Origin of the sequence: Pseudonocardia sp., assembly GCF_025465255.1 — a bacterium.
Lineage (GTDB): Bacteria > Actinomycetota > Actinomycetes > Mycobacteriales > Pseudonocardiaceae > Pseudonocardia.
The window spans coordinates 1-20,869 of the sequence record NZ_JAODNI010000208.1 but is presented as its reverse complement, the minus strand read 5'-3'; the positions used below and the strand labels follow the sequence as shown (position 1 = coordinate 20,869).

Here is a 20,869-nt window from a genome sequence, read left to right as displayed (position 1 = left end):
CCTGTCGTCATACGGCCGTTCGGCGGAACGTCGTTAGCGTTGGGCAACTATAGGCGGTGATCGCCGGACGGGGAAACGGCCGAACCGCGATCTTCGTCTCCCCGTGCCCCCTCCGCTGTCGTGTCCATCGAGGAGGTGTCGCGGACCAGCGCCACCGCCACCAGGGTGATCAGCGAGACCACCACGAGGTAGCCGGAGATGGACGCCGACGTGCCCGTGGCGGCGAACAGGGAGGTGGCGATGATCGGGGCGAATCCGCCACCGACCACCGTGCCGAGCTGGTAGCCGAGTGACGCGCCGCTGTAGCGCACCCGGGTGCCGAACATCTCCGAGAACATCGCCGCGAGCGGCCCGTACATCGCGCCCAGCACGAGATGGGCCACCGAGAGCGCGAGCACGATCAGCCCGACCGATCCGGTGTCGATCAGCCAGAACGCGGGGAACGCCCAGACGGCCGAGGCCGCCGCGGCGGTCAGGTACACCCGCCGCCGGCCGATCCGATCCGACATCGCCGAGGCCAGCGGGATGGACGCCATCTGAAAGGCCTGCGTCGCCGTGACCAGCAGCAGGATCGTCTGTTTCGGGACCTTCAGGACGGTCGGGGCGTACTGCAGCAGGTAGGTGACGAACACGTAGAGGCTCGCGCTCGCCGCGACGAACGCGCCCGCGGCGAGCAGGACCTGGACTGGCCGCGTGCGCAGGACCTCGACGATCGGGGTCCGGGACCGGTCGCCGGCGCCGGCGATCCGCCGGAAGGCGGGTGACTCCTCGAGGCGCAGCTGGACGTAGAGCCCGAGACCGACGAATGCGACGCTGAGCAGGAACGGGATCCGCCATCCCCACGCGGAGAACTGCGCGGGGGAGAGCACCGCGGACAGCAGGAAGAACAACGCGTTCGAGACGATGCCGCCGATCGGCGACCCGAGCTGGGCGAGGCTGCCGAAGAAACCGCGCCGTCCGGCCGGGGCCTGCTCGGTCAGCAGTAGGACCGAGCCCGCCCACTGGCCGCCGAGCGCGAGGCCCTGGACCAGGCGCAGCGCCGTCAGCAGGATCGGTGCCGCCACGCCGATCGAGGCGTAGGGCGGCAGCAGGCCGATCAACGTCGTCGACACGCCCATGGTGACGGTGCCGGCGGCCAGGGCGACCTTGCGCCCGGCGCGGTCCCCGAGGAAGCCGAAGACCACGCCGCCGAGGGGTCGGGCGACGAACGCGAGGGCGAAGGTGGCGAAGGAGGCCAGCGTGGCCGCCGTCGGGCCGAGCGCGCCGAAGTAGAGATCGGCGAAGACGGTGGCCGAGGCCGTGGCGTAGAGGAAGAAGTCGTACCACTCGACGGATGCCGCGGCGACGCACAGTGCCGTGGTGCGCCGGAGCCGGGAGTCCGGAGGCGCCGGGTTCCTGGACTCGGTTGACGTGGTGCACCTCCGCGATAGCGTCCCCGCTGGACCTGCTCGATCCGAGGGCGGGCGTCGGGCGCCGCCGCTCCTTGGCCCCTTCTTCGTACTCCACTCGGCCCAGTGGTTCGCCACCGGTCCCGGATGTCGGACGACGGCGGGTGTCGGCGCTACTCCGTCAGCCAGATGCAGGGTGTCGATGATCCCGACCTCGTCGGTGCGGCGCGCCGGTGGTGGCCCGCGACCGATCGCCTGACGAGCTACGCGAGGGGGATCGCCGCGGCGGAGTCGCGGCGGCAGCTGAGTCGAAGGACGGGGACGAGGTCTACCGAGAACTCGGGGCGATCATTCCCGACCGGCATGCTGACCGCACTGCCTCGGTGGAGCTCAGGCTGCGACGGCCTGTCGGGAATGAATACTGTGTCCGAGGGGGGACTTGAACCCCCACGCCCGTTAAAGGGCACTAGCACCTCAAGCTAGCGCGTCTGCCATTCCGCCACTCGGACCTGCATCGCGGTACTGCCGTTCGCGACGGGAGAAGGATAACGCACCCCGTTCGACCGTCCGCCACCCCACCCTCTGATGGTAGGAAGATCCGCATGACCGGCACCGTCTCTCCCGACATCGCGGCCGAGGACGAGGTCGTCGACCTGGCCTCGGAGCTCATCCGCATCGACACCTCCAACACCGGCGAACCCGACACCGTCGTGGGTGAGCAGGAGGCCGCGGAGTACGTCGCGGCGAAGCTCACCGAGGTCGGCTACGAGGTCGAGCTCGTCGAGTCCGGGGCGCCGAGGCGGATGAACGTGTTCGCCCGGCTGAAGGGCGCGGATCCCGAGCGCGGCGCGCTGCTGCTGCACGGGCACCTGGACGTCGTCCCGGCGGACGCGAGCGAGTGGTCCGTGCACCCGTTCTCGGGCGCCGTGCAGGACGGCTACGTGTGGGGCCGCGGCGCCGTCGACATGAAGGACATGGTCGCGATGATCATCGCGGTCGCGCGGTGGTTCAAGCGCACGGGCACCGTCCCGCCGCGGGACATCGTGTTCGCGTTCGTCGCGGACGAGGAGGCCGGCGGCAAGTTCGGCGCGGGTTGGCTGGTCGAGCACCGGCCGGACCTGTTCGAGGGCTGCACCGAGGCCGTCGGCGAGGTCGGCGGGTTCTCCCTGACCGTGGGCGAGGACCAGCGTGTCTACCTGATCGAGTCCGCCGAGAAGGGCATGGCCTGGATGCGGCTGCAGGCCCGGGGCAAGCCCGGGCACGGCTCGTTCCTGCACGACGACAACGCCGTCACCCGGCTCTCCGAGGCGGTCGCGCGGCTGGGCAACCACCGCTTCCCGCTGGTCATGACGGACACCGTGCGGGCGTTCGTCGAGCAGATGCGCGAGCTCACCGGCCAGGAGTTCCCGGAGGACGACATCGAGGGCGCGCTGGCGAAGCTCGGTCCGGTGGCCCGGATGGTCGGCGCGACGGTCCGGGACACGGCCAACCCGACCATGCTCAGCGCCGGGTACAAGGCGAACGTCATCCCGTCGACGGCCGAGGCGACCGTGGACTGCCGGATCCTGCCGGGCCGCCGGGACGCGTTCCTCCGCGAGGTCGACGAGCTGCTCGGACCGGACGTCACCCGCGAGTGGATCACGGACCTGCCCGCGCTGGAGACGCCGTTCGAGGGGCCGCTCGTCGAGGCGATGGCCGCGGCGCTGCAGGCCGAGGACCCGAACTCCCGGGCCATCCCCTACATGCTCTCCGGCGGGACGGACGCGAAGCACTTCAGCGACCTCGGTATCCGCGGCTTCGGCTTCGCGCCGCTTCGCCTGCCCCCGGACCTGGACTTCGCGTCCCTGTTCCACGGCATCGACGAGCGGGTCCCCGTCGACGCGCTGAAGTTCGGCACGCGGGTGCTCGAACGGTTCCTGCTCTCCAGCTGAGCACTCCCACGGAAGGACGGGTCAGGGTGGACCTCACCGACAGGACGGCACTCATCACGGGCGGGGCGTCCGGCATCGGCGCGGCCGCGGCCCGCAGACTGGCGGCGGCCGGGGCGACGGTCGTGATCGCGGACCGGGACGAGGTCGGCGCCAAGGCCGTCGCCGACGAGCTGGGCGGCCTGGCCGTCGCGACGGACGTCACGAAGCCGGAGGCGATGCAGGCCGCGGTCGCGGCGGCCGAGGAGCACACCGGGCGCCTGGACGTCGTGCTGCTCAACGCGGGCGTCACCGGCGGGCAGACGGGCGTCACGGACCTGGACCTGGAGGGCTACCGGCGGATCGTCGGGGTCAACTTCGACCACGTCGTGTTCGGGCTGAACGCGGCCGTCCCGGCGCTGCGCCGCGCGGGCGGCGGAAGGGTGATCGCGACGGCGTCGCTGGCCGGGATCGTCGCCCTCCCCGGGGACGCGCTCTACACGGCGACCAAGCACGCCGTCGTCGGGTACGTGCGGTCCGCCGGGCCGGCGCTCGCGCCGGAGGGCATCACGGTCAACGCCGTGTGCCCCGGGTTCGCGGACACCCCGCTGATCGCGCACCTCAAGGAGCAGTTCGGCGAGTTCCCGCTGCTCACGGCGGAGGATGTGGCGTCGGCGATCGAGCTGATCATGGAGCGGGGCGAGCCCGGGGACTGCTGGTACGTGCAGCCCGGCCGGGAGCCCGCGCCGTACGGGTTCCGGGGTGTGCCGGGGCCGAAGGGCGGCACACCTCCGCCGCCCGTCGAGTGGACCGAGCACTAGTGCGGGGCTGGCAGGTCCACGAGCTCGGCGACCCGGACGACGTCCTCACCTGGCACGACGAGCTCCCGGACCCGGAGCCGGGAGCGGGCCAGGTGCTCGTCCGGGTGCACGCCGTGGCCTGCAACTTCCCGGACATCCTGGTCTGCAGGGGCGAGTACCAGGAGCGGCCGCCGCTCCCGTTCACCCCGGGCATGGAGATCGCCGGCGAGGTCGTCGCGGCGGGTGAGGGCGCCGGGGCGTCCGTGGGGGACCGGGTGCTGGGCACCCCGCGCAGCGGCGCCGGCGGGTACGCCGAGCTGGCGGTCCTGGACGCGGAGTCGACGTTCCCGTGGCCCGAGGGGATGTCCGCCGGGCAGGCCGCCGGCATGTTCGTCACGTACCAGACCGGCTACTGCGCGCTCCACCACCGGGCGAACCTGCGGGCGGGGGAAACGCTGCTGGTGCACGCGGCGGCGGGCGGCGTCGGCAGCGCGGCGGTGCAGCTGGGCAAGGCCGCGGGCGCCCGGGTCATCGGGACGGCCGGCGGCGCCGAGAAGTGCGCGCGGGCGAAGGAGTTGGGCTGCGACGACGTCGTGGACTACCGCGGCGAGGACATGGTCGCGGCGGTCAAGGAGCTCACCGGCGGCCGGGGGGCGGACGTGATCTACGACCCGGTCGGTGGGGACACGTTCGACGCGTCCCGCAAGGTCGTCGCCTTCGAGGGCCGGATCCTGGTGATCGGCTTCGCCTCCGGGCGCATCGCGGACGCCCCGACCAACCACGCGCTGATCAAGAACTACTCCGTGGTCGGCGTGCACTGGGCGTTCTACCGCACGATGAACCCCGGGCTGCTGCCGCGGTGGCAGGACGCGCTGAACGACCTGTGGGCGGCGGGCGCCATCGATCCGCTCGTGGGCGAGGAGCTGCCCCTGACCGAGGCGAAGGAGGCGCTGCGGCGTCTCGGCTCACGCGGCACGGTCGGCAAGGTCGTGCTCGTTCCCTGAGGTCAGGTCGACAGCTCGGGGAGCATCCGGTTCGTCCGCTTGCGGCGGAGCCAGACCTTGCGCACGCCGCCGGGGTACAGGCGGACCCGGGAGAGCTCCCAGCCCGAGTACTCGGCCTGGATCGCCAGCCGCACCGCCGCGGTCATCCGGGAGACGGTCCCGTCGATCTGCAGCGGGCGGTACTCCCATTCCCCGTCGACGAGATCGCCTGCCTCGGTAGAGCCGGTGCTGCTCGGCAAACCGGCCACCTCCTTGCCTGGTTCGTACGGTTCATCCGCGTGACGTGTGAACGGCGGATGACGTCACCACAATAAGCGGGCGACGGGCGCTCGGCCAGGATCCCGCGGCTAACGGGCCGGTTCGCTCACGTCGTCCAGCGCCGCCCGTATCTCGGCCGGCAACGTGATCGACTCGGTCGCCATCGATGCGGTGAGCTGCGCCGCGTCCCGCGCCCCGACGACCGCGGACGCGACCCCGGGCCGGTCCCGTACCCAGGCCAGCGCGACGGCGAGCGGGCTGGTCCCGAGCCCGTCGGCCGCGGTCAGGACGGACTGCACGATCCGCGCGGATCGCTCGTTGCGCCGCGCCTCGACGTACGGCGCGAGCACCGCGGACGCCGCGCGCGAGTCCGCCGGGGTGCCGTCGGTGTACTTCCCGGTCAGCACGCCCCGGCCCAGCGGTGCCCATGCGATCATCCCGACGCCGTGGTGCCGCGTGGCGGGGAGCAACTCGAGTTCGGCGGTCCGGTGGAGCAGCGAGTACTCCGCCTGCGCCGAGACGGGCAGGACGATGTTGCCGAGGTGGCGGGCCCGCTCGACGGTGGTGGCGAGCTGCCAGCCCGCGGGCGCGACCAGCCCGGCGTAGCGGACGCGGCCGGACAGCACCGCCACCTGGACGGCGCTGAGCCTCTCCTCGAGCGGGACCCGGTCGTCCCAGCCGGGGAGCTGCCAGAGGTCGAGGTGGTCCGTGCCGAGGCGGCGGAGCGTGGCGTCGAGGCCGGCGAGCAGGGCGCCACGGGCCGCGTTCTCGCCCAGCGGCCCGGGCGGGGGGCCGCCGCGACCGGCGAGGACGAGCGAGTCCCGGTCCACCAGGCCGTCCGCCAGATGGGCGCCGAGGATCTCCTGCGCCTTGCCGTCGCCGTAGACGTTCGCGGTCTCGACGAGGGTCCCGCCCTCCTCGACGAACGCGATGAGCTGCTCCCCGGCGGACTCGACGTCCGTGTCCTCGCCCCAGGTCATCGTTCCGAGGCCGATCCGGGACACCTGCAGCCCGCTGTCCCCGACCCGTCTGCGCTGCACGGCAAGACCCTAGGAGACCCGATCCTCCGGCCGTTCTCCGGATCGTCACCTGACGTGGGTACGGTGACCCGCCGTGACCACGATCGAGGGAATCACCGCATGAGTTGGCTCGAGGTCGTCATCCTCGGTCTCGTCCAGGGGTTGACGGAGTTCCTGCCCATCTCCTCGTCGGGGCACCTCCGGATCGTCTCCGCGCTGTTCTTCGCCAACGACCCCGGCGCCGCGTTCACCGCGGTCAGCCAGCTGGGCACGGAGCTCGCCGTGCTCATCTACTTCGCCAAGGACATCTGGAGCCTGATCACGACGTGGGTCCGCGGCTTCCGCGACCCCGAGGTCCGGGCCACCCCGGAGTACCGGATGGCCTGGCTGGTGATCATCGGCACCCTCCCGATCGGGGTGCTGGGTGTGCTGTTCCAGAACTCGATCGAGACGGTGGCCCGCAACCTCTGGCTGATCGCCACCACGCTGATCGTCTTCGGCGTCCTGCTGGGCCTCGCCGAGCGCTACGGGAAGCAGGAACGGCCGGTGGGGGAGCTGACGGTGAAGGACGGCATCGTCCTCGGCTTCGCGCAGGCCCTCGCCCTGATCCCGGGGGTCTCCCGCTCGGGCGGCACGATCACCGCCGGTCTGTTCATCGGGCTCACCCGGCCCGCCGCCGTCCGCTACTCGTTCCTGCTAGCGATCCCCGCGGTCGTCTCGGCGGGGGTGTTCCAGCTCAAGGACGTGACGGCCGGGGACACCTCGGTGCCGCAGATGGTGGTGGCGACGGTGATCGCGTTCGTCGTCGGCTACGCGGTGATCGCCTGGCTGCTGAAGTTCGTCGAGCGCAACAGCGTCTACGTGTTCGTCGCCTACCGGATCGCGCTGGGCACGGCCCTGCTGGCGGCCCTCTCGATCGGCGCGATCTCGGCGACCTGACCCCGGCACGTAGGCTCGATCATCGTGACCACGCTCATCCTGCTGCGCCACGGCCGCTCGACGGCCAACGTGTCCGGCGTCCTCGCAGGACGCACCCCCGGCGTCGAGCTGGACGACAAGGGCCGGGAGCAGGCGGCGAAGATCGTCGAGCGCCTGGACACGGTCCCGATCTCGGCGATCGTCAGCTCCCCGATGACCCGCTGCCGGCAGACGGTCGCGCCGCTCGCCGCGGCCCGCGGGCTGGAGCCGGTGATCGAGGACGGCCTGTCCGAGGTCGACTACGGCAGCTGGACCGGCGGCGAGCTGAAGGACCTGGCCGAGGAGCCGCTCTGGAAGGTCGTGCAGGCTCACCCGTCGGCCGCGGTGTTCCCGGACGGCGAGGGCCTGGCCGGGATGCAGGCGCGGGCGGTGGCCGCGGTCCGCAGGCACGAGCGCCTGATCGCCGCCGAGTTCGGTCCCAACGCCGTGTGGGTCGCCTGCAGCCACGGCGACGTCATCAAGTCCGTCCTCGCGGACGCACTGGCCACCCACCTGGACAACTTCCAGCGGATCGTCGTCGACACCTGCTCGATCTCGGTCGTCAGCTACACCGAGACACGCCCGTTCGTGGGCCGGGTCAACGACGTCGGGGGTGACGTCGCGGCGCTCGTCCCCCCGAAGCCGAAGGAGGAGGGTGCGCAGGAACACGCGCAGTCCTCCGAGGCCGTGGTCGGGGGCTCGACGAACGCCTGACCGCGTCCACAGAGGCTGGTCCACCACACCGGCGTGCCGCGGATCTCTCCGTGGCCTACTCTGGGAATCGCCATGTCACGCGTCATCCATGTCTTCCGTCAGCCCGAGCGCTTCGTCGCCGGGACCGTCGGCGAGCCCGGCGACCGGGCGTTCTACCTCCAGGCGATCGAGGAGGCCCGCACCATCAGCGTGCTGCTGGAGAAGCAGCAGGTCTCGGTGCTCGCGGAGCGGGTCGCCGCGCTGCTCACCGAGGTCGCACGGCGTTTCGGGCCGGACGTCGCCACCGAGGCGGACGCCGCGAACAGCGACAACGACCCCCTCGCCGTGCCGCTGGAGGAGGAGTTCCGGGTCGGAACCATGGGCCTGGGCTGGGACGCGGACTCCAGGTCGATCGTCGTCGAGCTGCTGGCGGTCACCGAGGAGGAGGTCGACGAGTCCGTCGTCCTCGACGACACCGAGGAGGGCCCCGACGCCCTGCGGGTGTTCCTCTCCCCGGTGCAGGCCAAGGCGTTCGCGGACCGCGCCGAGAAGGTCGTCTCCGCGGGCCGCGCCCCGTGCCCGCTGTGCGCCGAGCCGCTGGACCCGGAGGGGCACGTGTGCGTGCGGCTGAACGGCTTCCATGAGCGCTCCCCGGTTGCCGAGTAGCTTGAACGACGCCCCTGACCTGCGGGACCCCGAGGTGATGACGATCCTCGGCCGGGGCCGCATCGAGATCACCGGCCGACTGGTCGCCGCGTCCAACGCGACCCTGTTCGGCACGGTCACCGTGGACGGCGTCTCGGTGAAGTGTGTCTACAAGCCGGTCCGCGGCGAGCGCCCGCTCTGGGACTTCCCGGACGGCACGCTGGCCGGCCGCGAGGTCGCCAGCTACCTGGTCTCCGAGGCCGCGGGCTGGCACGTCGTCCCGCCGACGCTGCTTCGCGACGGGCCGTTCGGCACCGGGATGGTGCAGGCCTGGGTGGACACGGACACCACGGACGACCTGGTCGATGTGTGCGCGCCCAAGAAGGTCCCGAGTGGCTGGCTCGGCGTGCTGCGGGCCCGGGACGACGACGGTCGCCCGGCCGTGCTCGTCCACGCGGACCATCCCGAGCTGCGCACGATGGCCGCGTTCGACGTCGTCGTGAACAACGCGGACCGCAAGGGCGGGCACGTCCTCGCCGGGGACGACGGCCACGTCTACGGCGTGGACCACGGCCTCACCATGCACTCGGAGGACAAGCTCCGGACCGTGCTGTGGGGCTGGGTCGGCGAGCCGTTGACCGAGGAGATCGTCGACGCGCTCGGCGTGCTGCGTGCGGACCTCGAGGGCCCGCTCGCGGACCGGCTCTCCGACCACATCACGCTCACCGAGATCCGGACGTTGACGGACCGGGTCGACGGCCTGCTCGGGGTCCGCCGCTACCCGGAGCCCTCCGGCTACGGTCCGGCGATCCCCTGGCCGGCGTTCTAGAGCGCGCAGCCCGCCCTACTCTGTGGCGGTGAGCACACCCATGCCCGCCGCGTTCATCGGCCACGGCAGCCCGATGAACGCCCTGGAGACCAACCGCTACACCGAGTCGTGGCGGGCGCTGGGCGCCGCGATGCCGAGGCCCCGGGCGATCCTCGTGGTCTCCGCGCACTGGTACATCAACGCGACGGCCGTGACGGCGATGCCGCGGCCCCGCACGATCCACGACTTCTTCGGCTTCCCGCAGGAGCTCTTCGCGGTCGACTATCCGGCGGAGGGCGCCCCGGACATCGCGGGCGAGGTCGCGGAGATCGCGAAGCCCACGTGGGTCGGCGCGGACGTGGACAGCTGGGGCCTGGACCACGGGACCTGGTCCGTACTCCGGCACATGTTCCCCGACGCCGACGTGCCGGTGGTCCAGCTGTCCATCGACGCCACGAAGCCGCTGGACCACCACGTCGCGCTGGGGGCGAAGCTGGCGCCGCTGCGGGAGCGGGGTGTGCTCGTTGTCGGCAGCGGGAACGTGGTGCACAACCTCGCGGGCATGGACGGCTCCCGGCCGGACGCCGGCTTCGACTGGGCCCACCGCTTCGACGACGCCGCCCGGGACCTCATGACGGACACCCCGGACACCGTGTTGCGGCTGCGCGAGTCCGGGGACTTCGGCACCGCCGTCCCGACCCCGGACCATTTCATCCCGCTGCTCTACCTGGCCGGGCTCGGCGCGGCGGCGGGCTGCGGCGCGGACGTCCTGGTCGACGGCTACGCGTACGGCTCGCTGTCCATGACGGCCTACACCCTCGACCTGGCCGGGCTGCCGACCGTGCACGGCACGGGCCCGGCGGGGGAGATCCCGGACGGGGTGCCGCCGGAGTCCACGAACATCTGATCAGCTGCGTCCGTACTTCTCCAGCCAGGCGTCGTCGAACCAGGGCGGGAGTGGCGGCGGCGCGTCGAGCGCCAGCGAGAGGTCGCGGAACCGCACGGTCGGCGCCCCGGTCGCGGCCACGGACACCCGGATCGGCTCCAGGTTCTCCGGCTCGCCCGGGTCGTGCCCGAACGCAGTGCTGACGAACGCGCGCATCGGCGCCGAGTGCGTCGCGACGACCGCGACCCGCTGCTCGTCGGAACCCTCGGGCGCCAACGCGGTGATCCCGGACCAGAACCGGTAGGCCGCGATCTGGGGTGGCTCGAAGTAGAGCGTCGGATTGTGGATCCAGTGCCCGATCGGACCACCCCGGGCGGCGATCTCCCGGTAGTCCGAGTCGAACCGGGCGTACTCGGCCGCCCAGTGCGGCAGGTCCGCGTCGCCGAGGGCGAGCCGCGCGGCCACCGCCACGCTCGCGTCCACGACCTCGCCGTGCAGCGCGAACCGCAGGTTGTCGAACCAGGGGTCGGGGTACAGCTCGCCGACCGTCACCCCCGGTCCGACCGCGCCCACCAGCGTCTCCCGCAGGACGACCGCGGTCGCGATGCCCCGGGCCGTCCGCGCGTGCGGCATGACGACGGACGTCCCGGGCGCCAGCTCCGCGGCCAGCGCCACGCCGCGCTCCCGGGCCTGCTCCTCGCCCCGGGCCGTCAGCCCGTGGTCCGCGTCGTAGCCGTGGGTCTCGCCGTGCCGGAGTAGCACGACCTCGTACGGGCCAGCCATCGGGGCACCACCTCCATCGCGCACCGTACGGCGTCACACCGCCATCGCGACGGCACCGTGCCGCCCTCGGGAACGATCTTCATGCCCCGGGTGTGCGCACTTCTGTGTACGCAGATCCGCGTATGGCCTCCGCCGCCACCGGCCGTCACTCTGGGTGACACCGACACCGACACGTGGACGACAGGGGACACTGTGGATCCGCGTATCCAGGCGCGCAGGGCCGTGCCGTACGAGCCGGCCGAGTGGACACGGGTCTGCGGGCTGCTCTCGGGGCTCCTGCTCGACGTCGCCGAGCAGGAGGGGCGCACCCGGTCCCGTGGCGTCGCCGCTGGGCGGAGGCTCCACGATGCGGGCCTGGGGCCTGCTCTCCACCGCGCTCGGCTCCGCCCGCCGGGTCCCCTCCTCAGCGGCGCTGCGCCTGCAGCCGTGGCTGGAGTTCATCACCGTCGATCTCGGTGACGTCGCCGTGCTCGGCGCGTCGGCCCGCCAGCTCGGCCGGGGGCTGCTCCCGGCTTCGAACCTCGCGCCCGCCCGCGGCGGGGTCACCGAGGCGCTGGAGCGCCGCCGGCGCCGGGACCACCACCCCCGCGGCACTCGTCGTGGAGTTCGCCCGCCCGCCCGGCTCGGCGCTCGCCGCGCATCGGCGGATCGCCGCGAGGGTGCACGCCAGGTGGTCGGCGGGCGCCGGTGCCGTCCCCGGAGGCGCGCCGGGGCTCGACGACGCCTGCTGAATCTCTCCCCGCGGGACCTCCGTCACACGGTTCGGCGGGCGTCGAGGGGAGACGCCGGGGTGCGGCGGGTAGCAAGATGGACCGCCGGGGCCCGGCTCTCGCCGTGCGCCTCCGAGGCGGATCAGCGGACGAGCGAGGAGAGCTACGGATGGCGGAGAAGAGCCGGATCGGTGTCACCGGACTGGCCGTGATGGGTGCCAACCTGGCGCGCAACATCGCGAGCCGAGGCGTCCCGGTCGCCGTGCACAACCGCACCACCGCGAAGACCACGCAGTTCATGGAGGACTACGGCCACGAGGGCGACTTCACGGGCGCCGAGTCGACCGAGGACTTCGTCGCCGCCCTCGAGAAGCCCCGCCGGATCATCGTCATGGTGAAGGCGGGCAAGCCCGTCGACGGTGTGATCGCCGAGCTCACGCCCCTGCTCGACGAGGGCGACATCATCATCGACGCCGGCAACTCGCATTTCCCGGACACCGTGCGCCGCACCGCGGAGTGCGCGGAGAACGGCATCCGGTTCATGGGCGTCGGCGTGTCCGGCGGCGAGGAGGGCGCGCTGCTCGGGCCGAGCATCATGCCCGGCGGCGACCCCGAGGCCTACGCCGAGGTGGAGAACGTCTTCACCTCGATCGCCGCGGTCGTCGACGGCACCCCGTGCTGCGTGCATGTCGGTCCCGGGGGCGCCGGGCACTACGTGAAGATGGTGCACAACGGCATCGAGTACGCGGACATCCAGCTGATCGCCGAGGCCTACGACCTGCTCACCCGGGTCGCGGGACTGGACGCGCAGGCCATCGGCAAGATCTTCGAGGAGTGGAACACCGGGGACCTCGAGTCGTTCCTGATCGAGATCACCGGCAAGGTCCTCGCGAAGACCGACGAGAAGACCGGACGTCCGCTCGTCGACGTCATCGTGGACCAGGCAGGCCAGAAGGGCACCGGAACCTGGACCGCTATCGACGCGCTGGGCCTCGGTATCCCGCTGACCGGCATCACCGAGGCGGTGTTCGCCCGCGGCCTGTCGGCGTTGCGGGACGAGCGCAAGAAGGCGTCGGCGACGTTGGCGGGGCCCTCGCCCGAGGGCAAGGAGGACCGGACGGACCTCGTCGAGGACATCCGGCAGGCGCTCTACGCGTCGAAGGTCGTCGCGTACGCGCAGGGCTTCGCGCAGATGCGTGCCGCGTCGATCGAGAACGGCTGGGACCTGGACCTGGGTGCGATGGCCACGATCTGGCGGGGCGGCTGCATCATCCGGGCGCAGTTCCTCAACCGGATCCGCGACGCCTACGCCGAGCACCCGGACCTGGACAACCTGCTGATGGTCCCGTACTTCACCGAGGCCGTCGCGAACGCCCAGGACGCGTGGCGCCGGGTCGTCGTCACCGCCACGGAGCAGGGCGTCGCGATCCCGGCGTTCTCCAGCTCGCTGAGCTACTACGACGGCTACCGCACCGAGCGGGGGCCGGCGAACCTGATCCAGGGCTTGCGGGACTTCTTCGGCGCCCACACCTACAAGCGCATCGACGGCGAGGGCAGCTTCCACACCCGCTGGGCGCAGGACGGCACCGAGGTCCGGACCGACTGACCCTCGCCCCGGCGCCGGCGCTCGAGTGGCTCAAGCGCCATGTAGTGACGCTTGAGCCACTCGAGCGGCAGAGTGGACGGCGCCCTCAGGCCTACGGGGCCCGCGGCTCCGGCACCTCGGCGGGCAGCGGCGGTCGGTCCGTCTCGGTAGCGTGCCGGGATGGATCAGGTTCGGGCGATCTTGATCGACATCGACGGCGTGCTGACCGTCTCCTGGGAACCGCTGCCCGGCGCCGTCGACGCGCTCACCGCGCTGCGGGACGCGGGCCTCCCGTTCGCGCTGATCACGAACACCACGTCGCGGACGCGCGCCCGCATCGCCGGAACGCTGGCCGACGCCGGGTTCCCGGTCGGCCCGGACGACGTCCTGACCGCCGCCGCGGCGACCGCGGCCCACCTGCGCGAGCACCACCCCGGAGCGACGTGCGCGCTGCTCAACAGCGGAGACATCGCCGAAGACCTCGAGGGGGTCGAGCTGGTGGACGTCACCGCCGGCGCCGCGGACGTCGTCGTGCTCGGCGGCGCGGGGCCCGAGTTCTCCTACGGCGCGCTCGACGCCGCGTTCCGCCACCTGCAGAACGGCGCCGCGCTCGTCGCCATGCACCGCAATCTGTACTGGCGCACGGACACCGGGATGCAGCTGGACACCGGTGCGTTCCTCGCCGGGCTCGAACGGGCGGCCGGCACGGAGGCGGTGGTGCTCGGCAAGCCCTCGGGCGCCTTCTTCGACGCCGCGCTGGGCGGCCTCGGGGTCGGGGCGGGCGAGGCGCTCATGATCGGCGACGACGTCGAGGCGGACGTCCTGGGCGCGCAGGCGCACGGCCTCACGGGGGTGCTCGTGCGGACCGGGAAGTTCCGGCCGGAGGCGGAGGAGGGGGTCGACGGGGAGCGGCCGCAGCACGTCGTCGACTCGTTCGCGGACCTGCCGGGGCTGCTGCACGGCCGCGCGGGGTGATCGGCCCGTCCACCGGCATCGTGTCCTGCCCGACGCCCTGATCCCGCCGCCGACCGGGACTACTCTCGGCCCGTGATCACCAGGGCCGGCTCGTCCCGGACCGAGCGACTCTTCCGGATCGCCCTGCTCGTCAAGGGCGTCGACGGCGCCGCGGAGTTGATCGGCGCCGTCATCCTGCTCGTGGTCTCCGGCGCGGCCGTCCACCGGATCGTCGGCGACGTCCTGGCCCGGGACCTGCTCGGCCGGCCCGACGGCACCCTGGCCCGCCACTTCGTGGCGGGGACCGATGAGTTCGTGTCCGGCAACCGCACCTTCGCGGTGCTCTACCTCGCGCTGCACGGCGTGGTGAAGCTCGTGCTGGTCGTGGCGCTGCTGCGGAAGTGGCTGCCGGCCTACCCGGTCGCGGTGCTCGTGCTCGGGGCCTTCGTCGTCTACGAGGTGCTCCGCGCGATCCACACGGGCTCGCTGGTGCTCCCCTTCCTGGCGGCTCTGGACGTCGCGATCATCGTGATGGTGATCCGGGAGTACGTGGTCCTGCGGCGGGAGCGGCTCAGCCCAGGACGTTGACCGCGCGGGCCACCACGAGCACGACCACCACCAGCGCGACCATGGACTGCGCCATCATCGTCAGCTTCGCCCAGCGCGTGAGCGGGAGGACGTCGGTCGGGCTGAAGGCCGTCGCGTTCGTGAAGGCCAGGTAGAAGTAGTCCGCGAAGCGGGGCTCCCAGTTCGGGCCGGCGAGGTCGGGGGACTGCATCTGGGCGAACGCGAAGTCCGGGTGCCGACGCCGGCCGTGGGCCCGCGCGGCGGGTCCGCCGCGGTCCAGCTCCCAGTACCAGAGCGCGAAGACGATCACGTTCGTCAGCCAGATCGCGGCCCCGGCGAGGAGCAGCGTGGGGGCGTCCTCCGCCGTGCCGCCGACGAGGGCCCGGACCAGCAGCACGGCGGACCAGGCGTTGGCGACGCTGACCAGCCCCGCCGTCGCCAGCCCGGCGGTCCGGAGCACGGTCGACTCCCGGTCCAGTCGGAACGGGCTCGCCGCGACGAGCACGCCGAGCAGCACGACCTCCAGCGCCGGCAGGACGTACCGCGCCTGGGGGACCAGGCGGTCCGGCAGGACCAGCTGCAGCGCCACGGCCACCACCACTGCGGTGGCCTGCGGCCAGCGGTGCTCACCCGGGGTGTGTCGACGCCAGGCCGGAAGACCCTGCTCGGGGGTGGTGGTCACGTCGGGGGTGGCTCCTCACGTCAGGAACTGAGTCTGGCACGTGCCCCCGCCGCGGCCGCGGAGGAGCGTCTCCGGCCGACCGGGCCGGGGGCCCCTCGCGGAGCCGCGTGACCACCTCGTGCGCCGCCGCGCGCCCGGCCCGGTTCGCACCGATGGTGCTCGCCGACGGCCCGTACCCGACCAGGTGCACCCGCGGGTCGGCGACGGCGCGGGTGCCGTCGAGGGTGATCCCGCCCCGCGGGCTGCGGAGCTTCAGCGGCGCCAGGTGCCCGACGGCGGGACGCCAGCCCGTCGCCCAGAGCACGACGTCCGCCGCCCACATCGTGCCGTCCGCCCAGGCCACGCCCTCCGCGGTGAGCCGGGTGAACATCGGGTGCCGGTCCAGCACGCCGTCGGCGATCCCGGCGCGGTACTCCGGCGTCAGCATCAGCCCCGTCGCGCCGACGACGCTCCGCGGCGGCAACCCGGCCCGGACCCGCTTCTCGACGCGGGCGACCGCGGCCCGCCCCGCCTCGGCGTCGAACGGGCCCTCGTGCCACTCGGGCTCGCGGCGGGTGACCCACAGCGTCGACGCCGCGTGCGGTGCGATCTGCAGCAGCAGCTGGACCCCGGTCGCCCCGCCGCCGACGACCACGACGCGCCGGCCGGTGAACTCCGTCGGGCCCGGGTAGTCGACGGCGTGCAGCTGCCGGCCCCGGAACTCGCGGGCGCCCGGGTAGGCGGGGACGAACGGGTGGCTCCAGGTGCCGGTGGCGTTGATCAGCGCGCGCGTCGTCCAGGTGCCCCCGTCCGTCTCGACGAGGAGGTCGGGAACGGCGTCCCGGACGGTGGTGACCCGGATCGGCCGGCGCACGTGCAGGTCGAACGCGCGCTCGTACGCCGCGAAGTACTCGGGGACGACCTGGTTGGCGGGCCGCGTGGGGTCGGTGGGGGAGAACCCCATCCCGGGGAGGGGGTGGATGCGGTGCGCGTCGTCGACCCGCAGCGTCGGCCAGCGGTGCTGCCACGCGCCGCCGGGCGCCGCGTCGGCGTCCAGGACGGTGAAGCCGGGGCCCGGTTCGAGCCCGGCCCGGCGGAGGCCGTAGGCGGCCGACAGCCCGGCCTGCCCCGCCCCGATCACCACGACGTCCGTATGCACGTGCGGTGTAACGCCGGCGGGCGCGGATCGAGTCCCCCTCCTAGATCAGACCGAAGCGGGCGGCCCAGGCGGTGACGTCGCCCGTCGAGGCGTTGCCGCCGCAGACCACGAGGCCGAGCCGGGCGTGGTCGCCGATCTTCTCCAGGACCCGCCGCGCGGCCGGGACCAGGCAGCCGGCGGCCGGTTCGGCCCAGACCTTGGCGTGGTCCGCGAGGTCGAGCGTGCCCTGCACGGCCTCCGCGTCCGGCACCACGAGCACGTCCGTGACCAGCGCGGACACGTGCTCGTAGGTGAGCGGGGAGACGCTCGGGGCGCTCAGCGTCGTCACGATCGAGGTGAGTTCGACGGGCACGGGCCCGCCGGCGGCGAGCGCCGCGGACATCGCCTGGGCGCCCTCGGTCTCGACGCCCCAGATGCGGACGTCCGGCCGGCTCGCGTGCAGCGCCGCGGCGACCCCGGAGATCAGCCCGCCGCCCCCGATGCTGACCAGGACGTCGGTCAGGTCTCCGGCGTCGGCGGCGAGCTCGAGGCCGACCGTGCCCTGCCCGGCGATCACCGTCGGGTCGTCGAACGGGTGCACGAGCGTGAGCCCGCCGGCCTGCAGCTCGGCGGTCAGGGCGAACGCGCCGGCCATGTCCGGGGTGAGCCGGACGTCCGCGCCGGCGTCGCGGGCGATCCGGACCGAGCCCGCGGGCGCGGACTCGGGCATCACGACCGTCGCGGCGACGCCCAGCGCACCGGCCATCACCGCCAGCGCGATCCCGTGGTTCCCGCCGCTGACCGCGACGACCCCGGCCGCGCGCTCGTCCTCCGTGAGCGCGAGCAGCTTGGCCGTGGCGCCCCGGGCCTTGAACGAGCCCGTGCGCTGCAACAGCTCCAGCTTCGCGGTCACCGGGACGCCGAGGAGCGCGCTCAGCCCGGGGCTCGGCACGGTCGGGGTCCGGACGACGTGCGGTGCGATCCGCTCGGCGGCGAGGGCGATGTCGGTGAGGGAGACGAGGGATCCGGCCACCCCCGCACGCTAACCCCCAGCTGCCCGGAGCCGCCCCTGCCACCAGCGGGGACCTCAGACGGCGCCCTGTTCGGCCGTGCCGGCCGGGACCGCGGAGAGGCGCACGACGTTCAGCGGGCCCGCGAGCTTGCCCTTGAGCAGCTTCCCGAGCTCGGTGAACGCCGTGGCGGAACCGTGCTCCTTCAGCGCCTCGGGGGACTCCCAGCGCTCGATCATGACGAGGTCCGTCGAGTCCCCGAGGCCCTGGTGCAGCGCGTACTTCTCGCAGCCCGGCTCCTTGTGGACCAGGGGGATCGTGGCCTTCAGCGCCTCGAGCACCTCCTGCTCGTGGCCGGGCTTGGGGGTGATGGTCGCGACGAGGATGACGGAGCTCATGGTCACCATCCGACCTGCCGGGCCCGAGGTTCGTCAACCCGCGCGGTCTGCCGAGCCGCGGCCTACCGGACCGGCACCACGTCCGGCGCGCCCATCCGGGCGGAGTCCGCGGTGGCGTCGTCCGGCATCCGCTGGCTCTCCCGCTCCGCGGCGACCCGGCCCTGGTAGTGCTCGACCTCCTTGGCCTGCTGCTCCGAGCTCCAGCCGAGCACCGGCGCGACCAGCGCGGCGACCTCCTCGGCCGCGCCCAGCCCCCGGTCGAAGGTCTCGATCGAGGTGCGGGTGCGGCGGGTGAGGATGTCGTCGAGGTGCCGGGCGCCCTCGTGCGTCGCGGCGTAGAGGATCTCCGCGCGCAGGTAGTCCGGTGCGCCCTTGAGCGGCTCGCCCAGCGAGGGGTCGTCCTTCAGGGGCTCGAGGACCTCGTCGATCAGCGATCCGTAGCGGCCGAGCAGGTGCTCGATCCAGGCCGCGTGCACGCCGTACCGGTCCGCGAGGACGTTGACGGAGTTCTTCAACGCCTCCCAGCCTTCCGCGCCGAGCAGCGGGATGTTCTCGGTGACCGAGGCCGGGACGCGCGCGTCCAGGCCGTGCACGGCCGCGTCCACGGCATCCTTCGCCATGATCCGGTACGTCGTGTACTTCCCGCCCGCCACGACGACCAGCCCCGGCACCGGGATGGCCACCGCGTGCTCGCGGGACAGCTTGGACGTCGAGTCCGACTCGCCGGCCAGCAGCGGCCGCAGCCCCGCGTAGACGCCCTCGACGTCCTCGTGGGTGAGCGGCTGCTCGAGCACGGCGTTGACGTGCTGGAGCAGGTAGTCGATGTCCGCGGCGCTGGCGGCCGGGTGGGCCCGGTCCAGGTCCCAGTCCGTGTCCGTGGTGCCGATGATCCAGTGCCGGCCCCACGGGATGACGAACAGCACGGACTTCTCGGTGCGCAGGATCAGCCCGGCCTCCGAGCGGATCCGGTCCCGCGGCACCACCAGGTGGATGCCCTTCGACGCGCGGACGTGGAACTGCCCGCGCTCGCCGGCCAGGCTCTGGGTCTCGTCGGTCCAGACGCCGGTGGCGTTGATGACCTGCTGGGCGCGCACCTCGAAGGTCCGGCCGGCCTCCAGGTCGGTCACGGTCGCGCCGGTCACCCGCTCGCCCTGCCGCAGGAAGCCGGTCACCTGAGCCCGGTTGGCGGCCAGCGCTCCGAACGCGGTGGCGGTCCGCACGACGGTCATCGTGTGCCGGGCGTCGTCGACCTGGGCGTCCCAGTACTGAATGCCGCCGGTGAGGACGTCCCTGCGCAGGCACGGGGCCTCGCGCAGGGCCTGCTTCCGGGTCAGGTGCCGGTGGTGCCGCAGCCCGTGCGCCGTGCCCGACGTGAACGCCATCGCGTCGTACAGGGCCACCCCGGCCCCGACGTAGGGGCGTTCCCAGTGGTGCTCCAGCGGATAGAGGAACGGCACCGGCCGCACGAGGTGGGGAGCGATGCGGTCGAGCAGCAGCCCACGCTCGTGGAGGGCCTCCCGGACCAGGGCGAAGTCGAGCATCTCCAGGTACCGCAGGCCGCCGTGGATGAGCTTGCTCGACCGGCTGGAGGTTCCCGCGGCCCAGTCGCGGGCCTCGAGCAGCCCCACCGAGAGCCCGCGGCTGGCGGCGTCCAGCGCCGCACCGGCGCCGGTGACGCCGCCACCGATCACCAGCACGTCGACGACCTCGTCGGGTAGCCGGGCGCGGTCGGTCCGCCGTCGCGCGGGTGACAGCTCGGTGCGATCCATGCCGTCCACTGTGCCCTGTGGGCCGTCTCCGCCCGGGACGCCGGCCCCAGCCACGGGGGCTCGACGGCCGGTCACGGGCGGTCGACGGCGCTGACCTCCGACGGAGCCGGCCCGGTGCCGCGCCGGAGGTCGGGCTCCAGGTAGATCACGCGGGCGATGGGCACCTCGGCGCGGACGCGCCGCTCGGCGTCGTCGATGGCCTGGGCGATGGCGGCCGCCGTGTCGTCGTGCTCGACGGCGATCTTCGCCGCGACCAGCAACTCCTCGGGCCCGAGGTGGAGGGTCCGCATGTGGATGAGCGAGACGCCCGCACCGTCGCCCTCGAGCGCCGCGACGATCTTGCGCTGGTCCTCCGGGGTCGCCGACTCGCCGAGCAGTAGGCTCTTGGTCTCCACACCCAGGATCGCCGCCACCCCGATCAGCAGCAGGCCGATCGCCACCGTGCCGAGGGCGTCGAAGACGGGCTCCCCGGTGAGCGTGGTGAGCCCCACTCCGAGGAGCGCGAGCACGAGCCCGATCTGTGCCGCGGTGTCCTCGAGCAGCACCACGGGCAACTCGGGCGCGCGGGTGTGCCGGATGAACGCCCAGTAGCTGTCGTCCGGCGACTTGACCTCGTTGGTCTCCTTGAGCGCCGTGCGCAGCGAGAAGCCCTCCAGCACGATCGCGACGAGGAGCACCCCGATGGCCCAGACCGGCGAGGTGAGCGGCTCCGGGTGCTGGAGCTTGTGCACGCCCTCGTAGACGGCGAACAGACCGCCGACGCTGAACAGCACGATGGAGACGATGAAGGCGTAGATGTAGCGGTCCCGGCCGAAGCCGAACTGGTGCTGCCGGGTGGCCGCGCGGCCCGCGCGCCGTCCGCCGACCAGCAGCAGCACCTGGTTGGCCGAGTCGGCCAGTGAGTGGATCGCCTCCGCGAGCATCGACGA

General features: G+C 73.0%; 22 protein-coding genes and 1 tRNA gene. 11 read left to right on the top strand and 12 right to left on the bottom strand.

Annotation, left to right across the window (positions count from 1 at the left end; translation table 11 throughout):
• Positions 1 to 47: 47 nt before the first annotated feature.
• A complete protein-coding gene (locus JWP64_RS25835) occupies positions 48 to 1,526 on the bottom strand; it encodes an MFS transporter (protein ID WP_297502277.1) in 1,479 nt (492 codons plus the stop codon).
• Between the two features lie 286 nt (positions 1,527 to 1,812).
• Positions 1,813 to 1,897: transfer RNA gene (locus JWP64_RS25830), tRNA-Leu, on the bottom strand.
• A 93-nt stretch (positions 1,898 to 1,990) separates the two neighbouring features.
• On the opposite strand from JWP64_RS25830, the gene JWP64_RS25825 reads away from it, so the two are divergent.
• From JWP64_RS25825 to JWP64_RS25815, 3 genes are read left to right on the top strand one after another with little or no spacing between them, the layout of a single operon-like run.
• Positions 1,991 to 3,319 (top strand): M20/M25/M40 family metallo-hydrolase, encoded by a 1,329-nt coding sequence (locus JWP64_RS25825; RefSeq protein ID WP_297502275.1) that lies wholly within the window; start codon positions 1,991 to 1,993, stop codon positions 3,317 to 3,319.
• Between the two features lie 26 nt (positions 3,320 to 3,345).
• Positions 3,346 to 4,116: an SDR family oxidoreductase gene (locus tag JWP64_RS25820; protein ID WP_297502273.1), complete on the top strand. Its 771-nt coding sequence runs from the start codon at positions 3,346 to 3,348 to the stop codon at positions 4,114 to 4,116.
• Entirely contained in the window at positions 4,116 to 5,099 is a 984-nt protein-coding gene (locus JWP64_RS25815) for an NADPH:quinone oxidoreductase family protein (RefSeq protein WP_297502271.1), read from the top strand. The genes JWP64_RS25820 and JWP64_RS25815 overlap by 1 nt, the downstream gene beginning before the upstream one ends.
• A gap of 2 nt (positions 5,100 to 5,101) precedes the next feature.
• On the opposite strand, the gene JWP64_RS25810 is transcribed toward JWP64_RS25815, so the two are convergent.
• Positions 5,102 to 5,338 (bottom strand): DUF5703 family protein, encoded by a 237-nt coding sequence (locus tag JWP64_RS25810; protein ID WP_297502269.1) that lies wholly within the window; start codon positions 5,336 to 5,338, stop codon positions 5,102 to 5,104.
• 108 nt (positions 5,339 to 5,446) lie between these two features.
• Positions 5,447 to 6,397 (bottom strand): aldo/keto reductase, encoded by a 951-nt coding sequence (locus JWP64_RS25805; RefSeq protein WP_297502267.1) that lies wholly within the window; start codon positions 6,395 to 6,397, stop codon positions 5,447 to 5,449.
• A gap of 99 nt (positions 6,398 to 6,496) precedes the next feature.
• Between JWP64_RS25805 and JWP64_RS25800 the strand changes: the two genes are divergently transcribed.
• The 5 genes from JWP64_RS25800 to ygiD all read left to right on the top strand — a co-directional run bounded on the left by JWP64_RS25800 (position 6,497) and on the right by ygiD (position 10,386).
• A complete protein-coding gene (locus JWP64_RS25800; protein ID WP_297502265.1) occupies positions 6,497 to 7,315 on the top strand; it encodes an undecaprenyl-diphosphate phosphatase in 819 nt (272 codons plus the stop codon).
• Positions 7,316 to 7,339: 24 nt separating this feature from the next.
• Entirely contained in the window at positions 7,340 to 8,047 is a 708-nt protein-coding gene (locus JWP64_RS25795; RefSeq protein WP_297502263.1) for a histidine phosphatase family protein, read from the top strand.
• A 72-nt stretch (positions 8,048 to 8,119) separates the two neighbouring features.
• Positions 8,120 to 8,692, top strand: coding sequence for a DUF3090 domain-containing protein (locus JWP64_RS25790; RefSeq protein WP_297502261.1), 573 nt, complete (start codon positions 8,120 to 8,122; stop codon positions 8,690 to 8,692).
• A gap of 37 nt (positions 8,693 to 8,729) precedes the next feature.
• Positions 8,730 to 9,500 carry an SCO1664 family protein gene (locus JWP64_RS25785; protein WP_297502331.1) on the top strand — a complete coding sequence of 257 codons (771 nt, stop codon included), beginning with the start codon at positions 8,730 to 8,732 and terminating at the stop codon, positions 9,498 to 9,500.
• A gap of 28 nt (positions 9,501 to 9,528) precedes the next feature.
• The gene (gene ygiD / locus JWP64_RS25780) at positions 9,529 to 10,386 is read left to right on the top strand and encodes a 4,5-DOPA dioxygenase extradiol (protein ID WP_297502259.1); all 858 of its coding nucleotides are present in this window, start codon (positions 9,529 to 9,531) and stop codon (positions 10,384 to 10,386) included.
• On the opposite strand, the gene JWP64_RS25775 is transcribed toward ygiD, so the two are convergent.
• Both JWP64_RS25775 and JWP64_RS25770 read right to left on the bottom strand, forming a co-directional pair.
• Positions 10,387 to 11,148: a hypothetical protein gene (locus tag JWP64_RS25775; protein ID WP_297502257.1), complete on the bottom strand. Its 762-nt coding sequence runs from the start codon at positions 11,146 to 11,148 to the stop codon at positions 10,387 to 10,389. It lies immediately after the preceding gene.
• Positions 11,149 to 11,551: 403 nt separating this feature from the next.
• Positions 11,552 to 11,905 (bottom strand): hypothetical protein, encoded by a 354-nt coding sequence (locus tag JWP64_RS25770; RefSeq protein ID WP_297502255.1) that lies wholly within the window; start codon positions 11,903 to 11,905, stop codon positions 11,552 to 11,554.
• Positions 11,906 to 12,027: 122 nt separating this feature from the next.
• On the opposite strand from JWP64_RS25770, the gene gndA reads away from it, so the two are divergent.
• From gndA to JWP64_RS25755, 3 genes are all read left to right on the top strand, one after another.
• Positions 12,028 to 13,464, top strand: coding sequence for an NADP-dependent phosphogluconate dehydrogenase (gene gndA / locus JWP64_RS25765; RefSeq protein WP_297502253.1), 1,437 nt, complete (start codon positions 12,028 to 12,030; stop codon positions 13,462 to 13,464).
• 159 nt (positions 13,465 to 13,623) lie between these two features.
• Entirely contained in the window at positions 13,624 to 14,418 is a 795-nt protein-coding gene (locus tag JWP64_RS25760; protein ID WP_297502251.1) for an HAD-IIA family hydrolase, read from the top strand.
• A gap of 72 nt (positions 14,419 to 14,490) precedes the next feature.
• On the top strand, positions 14,491 to 14,985 hold the full coding sequence (locus JWP64_RS25755) for a DUF2127 domain-containing protein (protein ID WP_366890591.1): 495 nt from the start codon (positions 14,491 to 14,493) through the stop codon (positions 14,983 to 14,985).
• Here the strand turns inward: JWP64_RS25755 and JWP64_RS25750 are convergent.
• From JWP64_RS25750 to JWP64_RS25725, 6 genes are all read right to left on the bottom strand, one after another.
• Complete coding sequence (locus tag JWP64_RS25750) at positions 14,969 to 15,646, bottom strand: hypothetical protein (RefSeq protein ID WP_297502250.1); 678 nt, start codon at positions 15,644 to 15,646, stop codon at positions 14,969 to 14,971. The two genes, JWP64_RS25755 and JWP64_RS25750, sit on opposite strands and share 17 nt — an antisense overlap.
• Positions 15,591 to 16,784 (bottom strand): NAD(P)-binding domain-containing protein, encoded by a 1,194-nt coding sequence (locus JWP64_RS25745; protein WP_297502248.1) that lies wholly within the window; start codon positions 16,782 to 16,784, stop codon positions 15,591 to 15,593. The genes JWP64_RS25750 and JWP64_RS25745 overlap by 56 nt, the downstream gene beginning before the upstream one ends.
• Before the next feature lie 40 nt (positions 16,785 to 16,824).
• Positions 16,825 to 17,796: a threonine/serine dehydratase gene (locus tag JWP64_RS25740; protein ID WP_297502246.1), complete on the bottom strand. Its 972-nt coding sequence runs from the start codon at positions 17,794 to 17,796 to the stop codon at positions 16,825 to 16,827.
• Positions 17,797 to 17,850: 54 nt separating this feature from the next.
• A complete protein-coding gene (locus tag JWP64_RS25735; RefSeq protein WP_297502244.1) occupies positions 17,851 to 18,171 on the bottom strand; it encodes a putative quinol monooxygenase in 321 nt (106 codons plus the stop codon).
• Between the two features lie 62 nt (positions 18,172 to 18,233).
• Positions 18,234 to 19,940, bottom strand: a complete 1,707-nt coding sequence (locus tag JWP64_RS25730; protein ID WP_297502242.1) for a glycerol-3-phosphate dehydrogenase/oxidase — start codon at positions 19,938 to 19,940, stop codon at positions 18,234 to 18,236.
• Positions 19,941 to 20,011: 71 nt separating this feature from the next.
• A partial coding sequence (locus JWP64_RS25725; RefSeq protein WP_297502240.1) for a cation diffusion facilitator family transporter occupies positions 20,012 to 20,869 on the bottom strand: 858 nt, incomplete at its 5' end.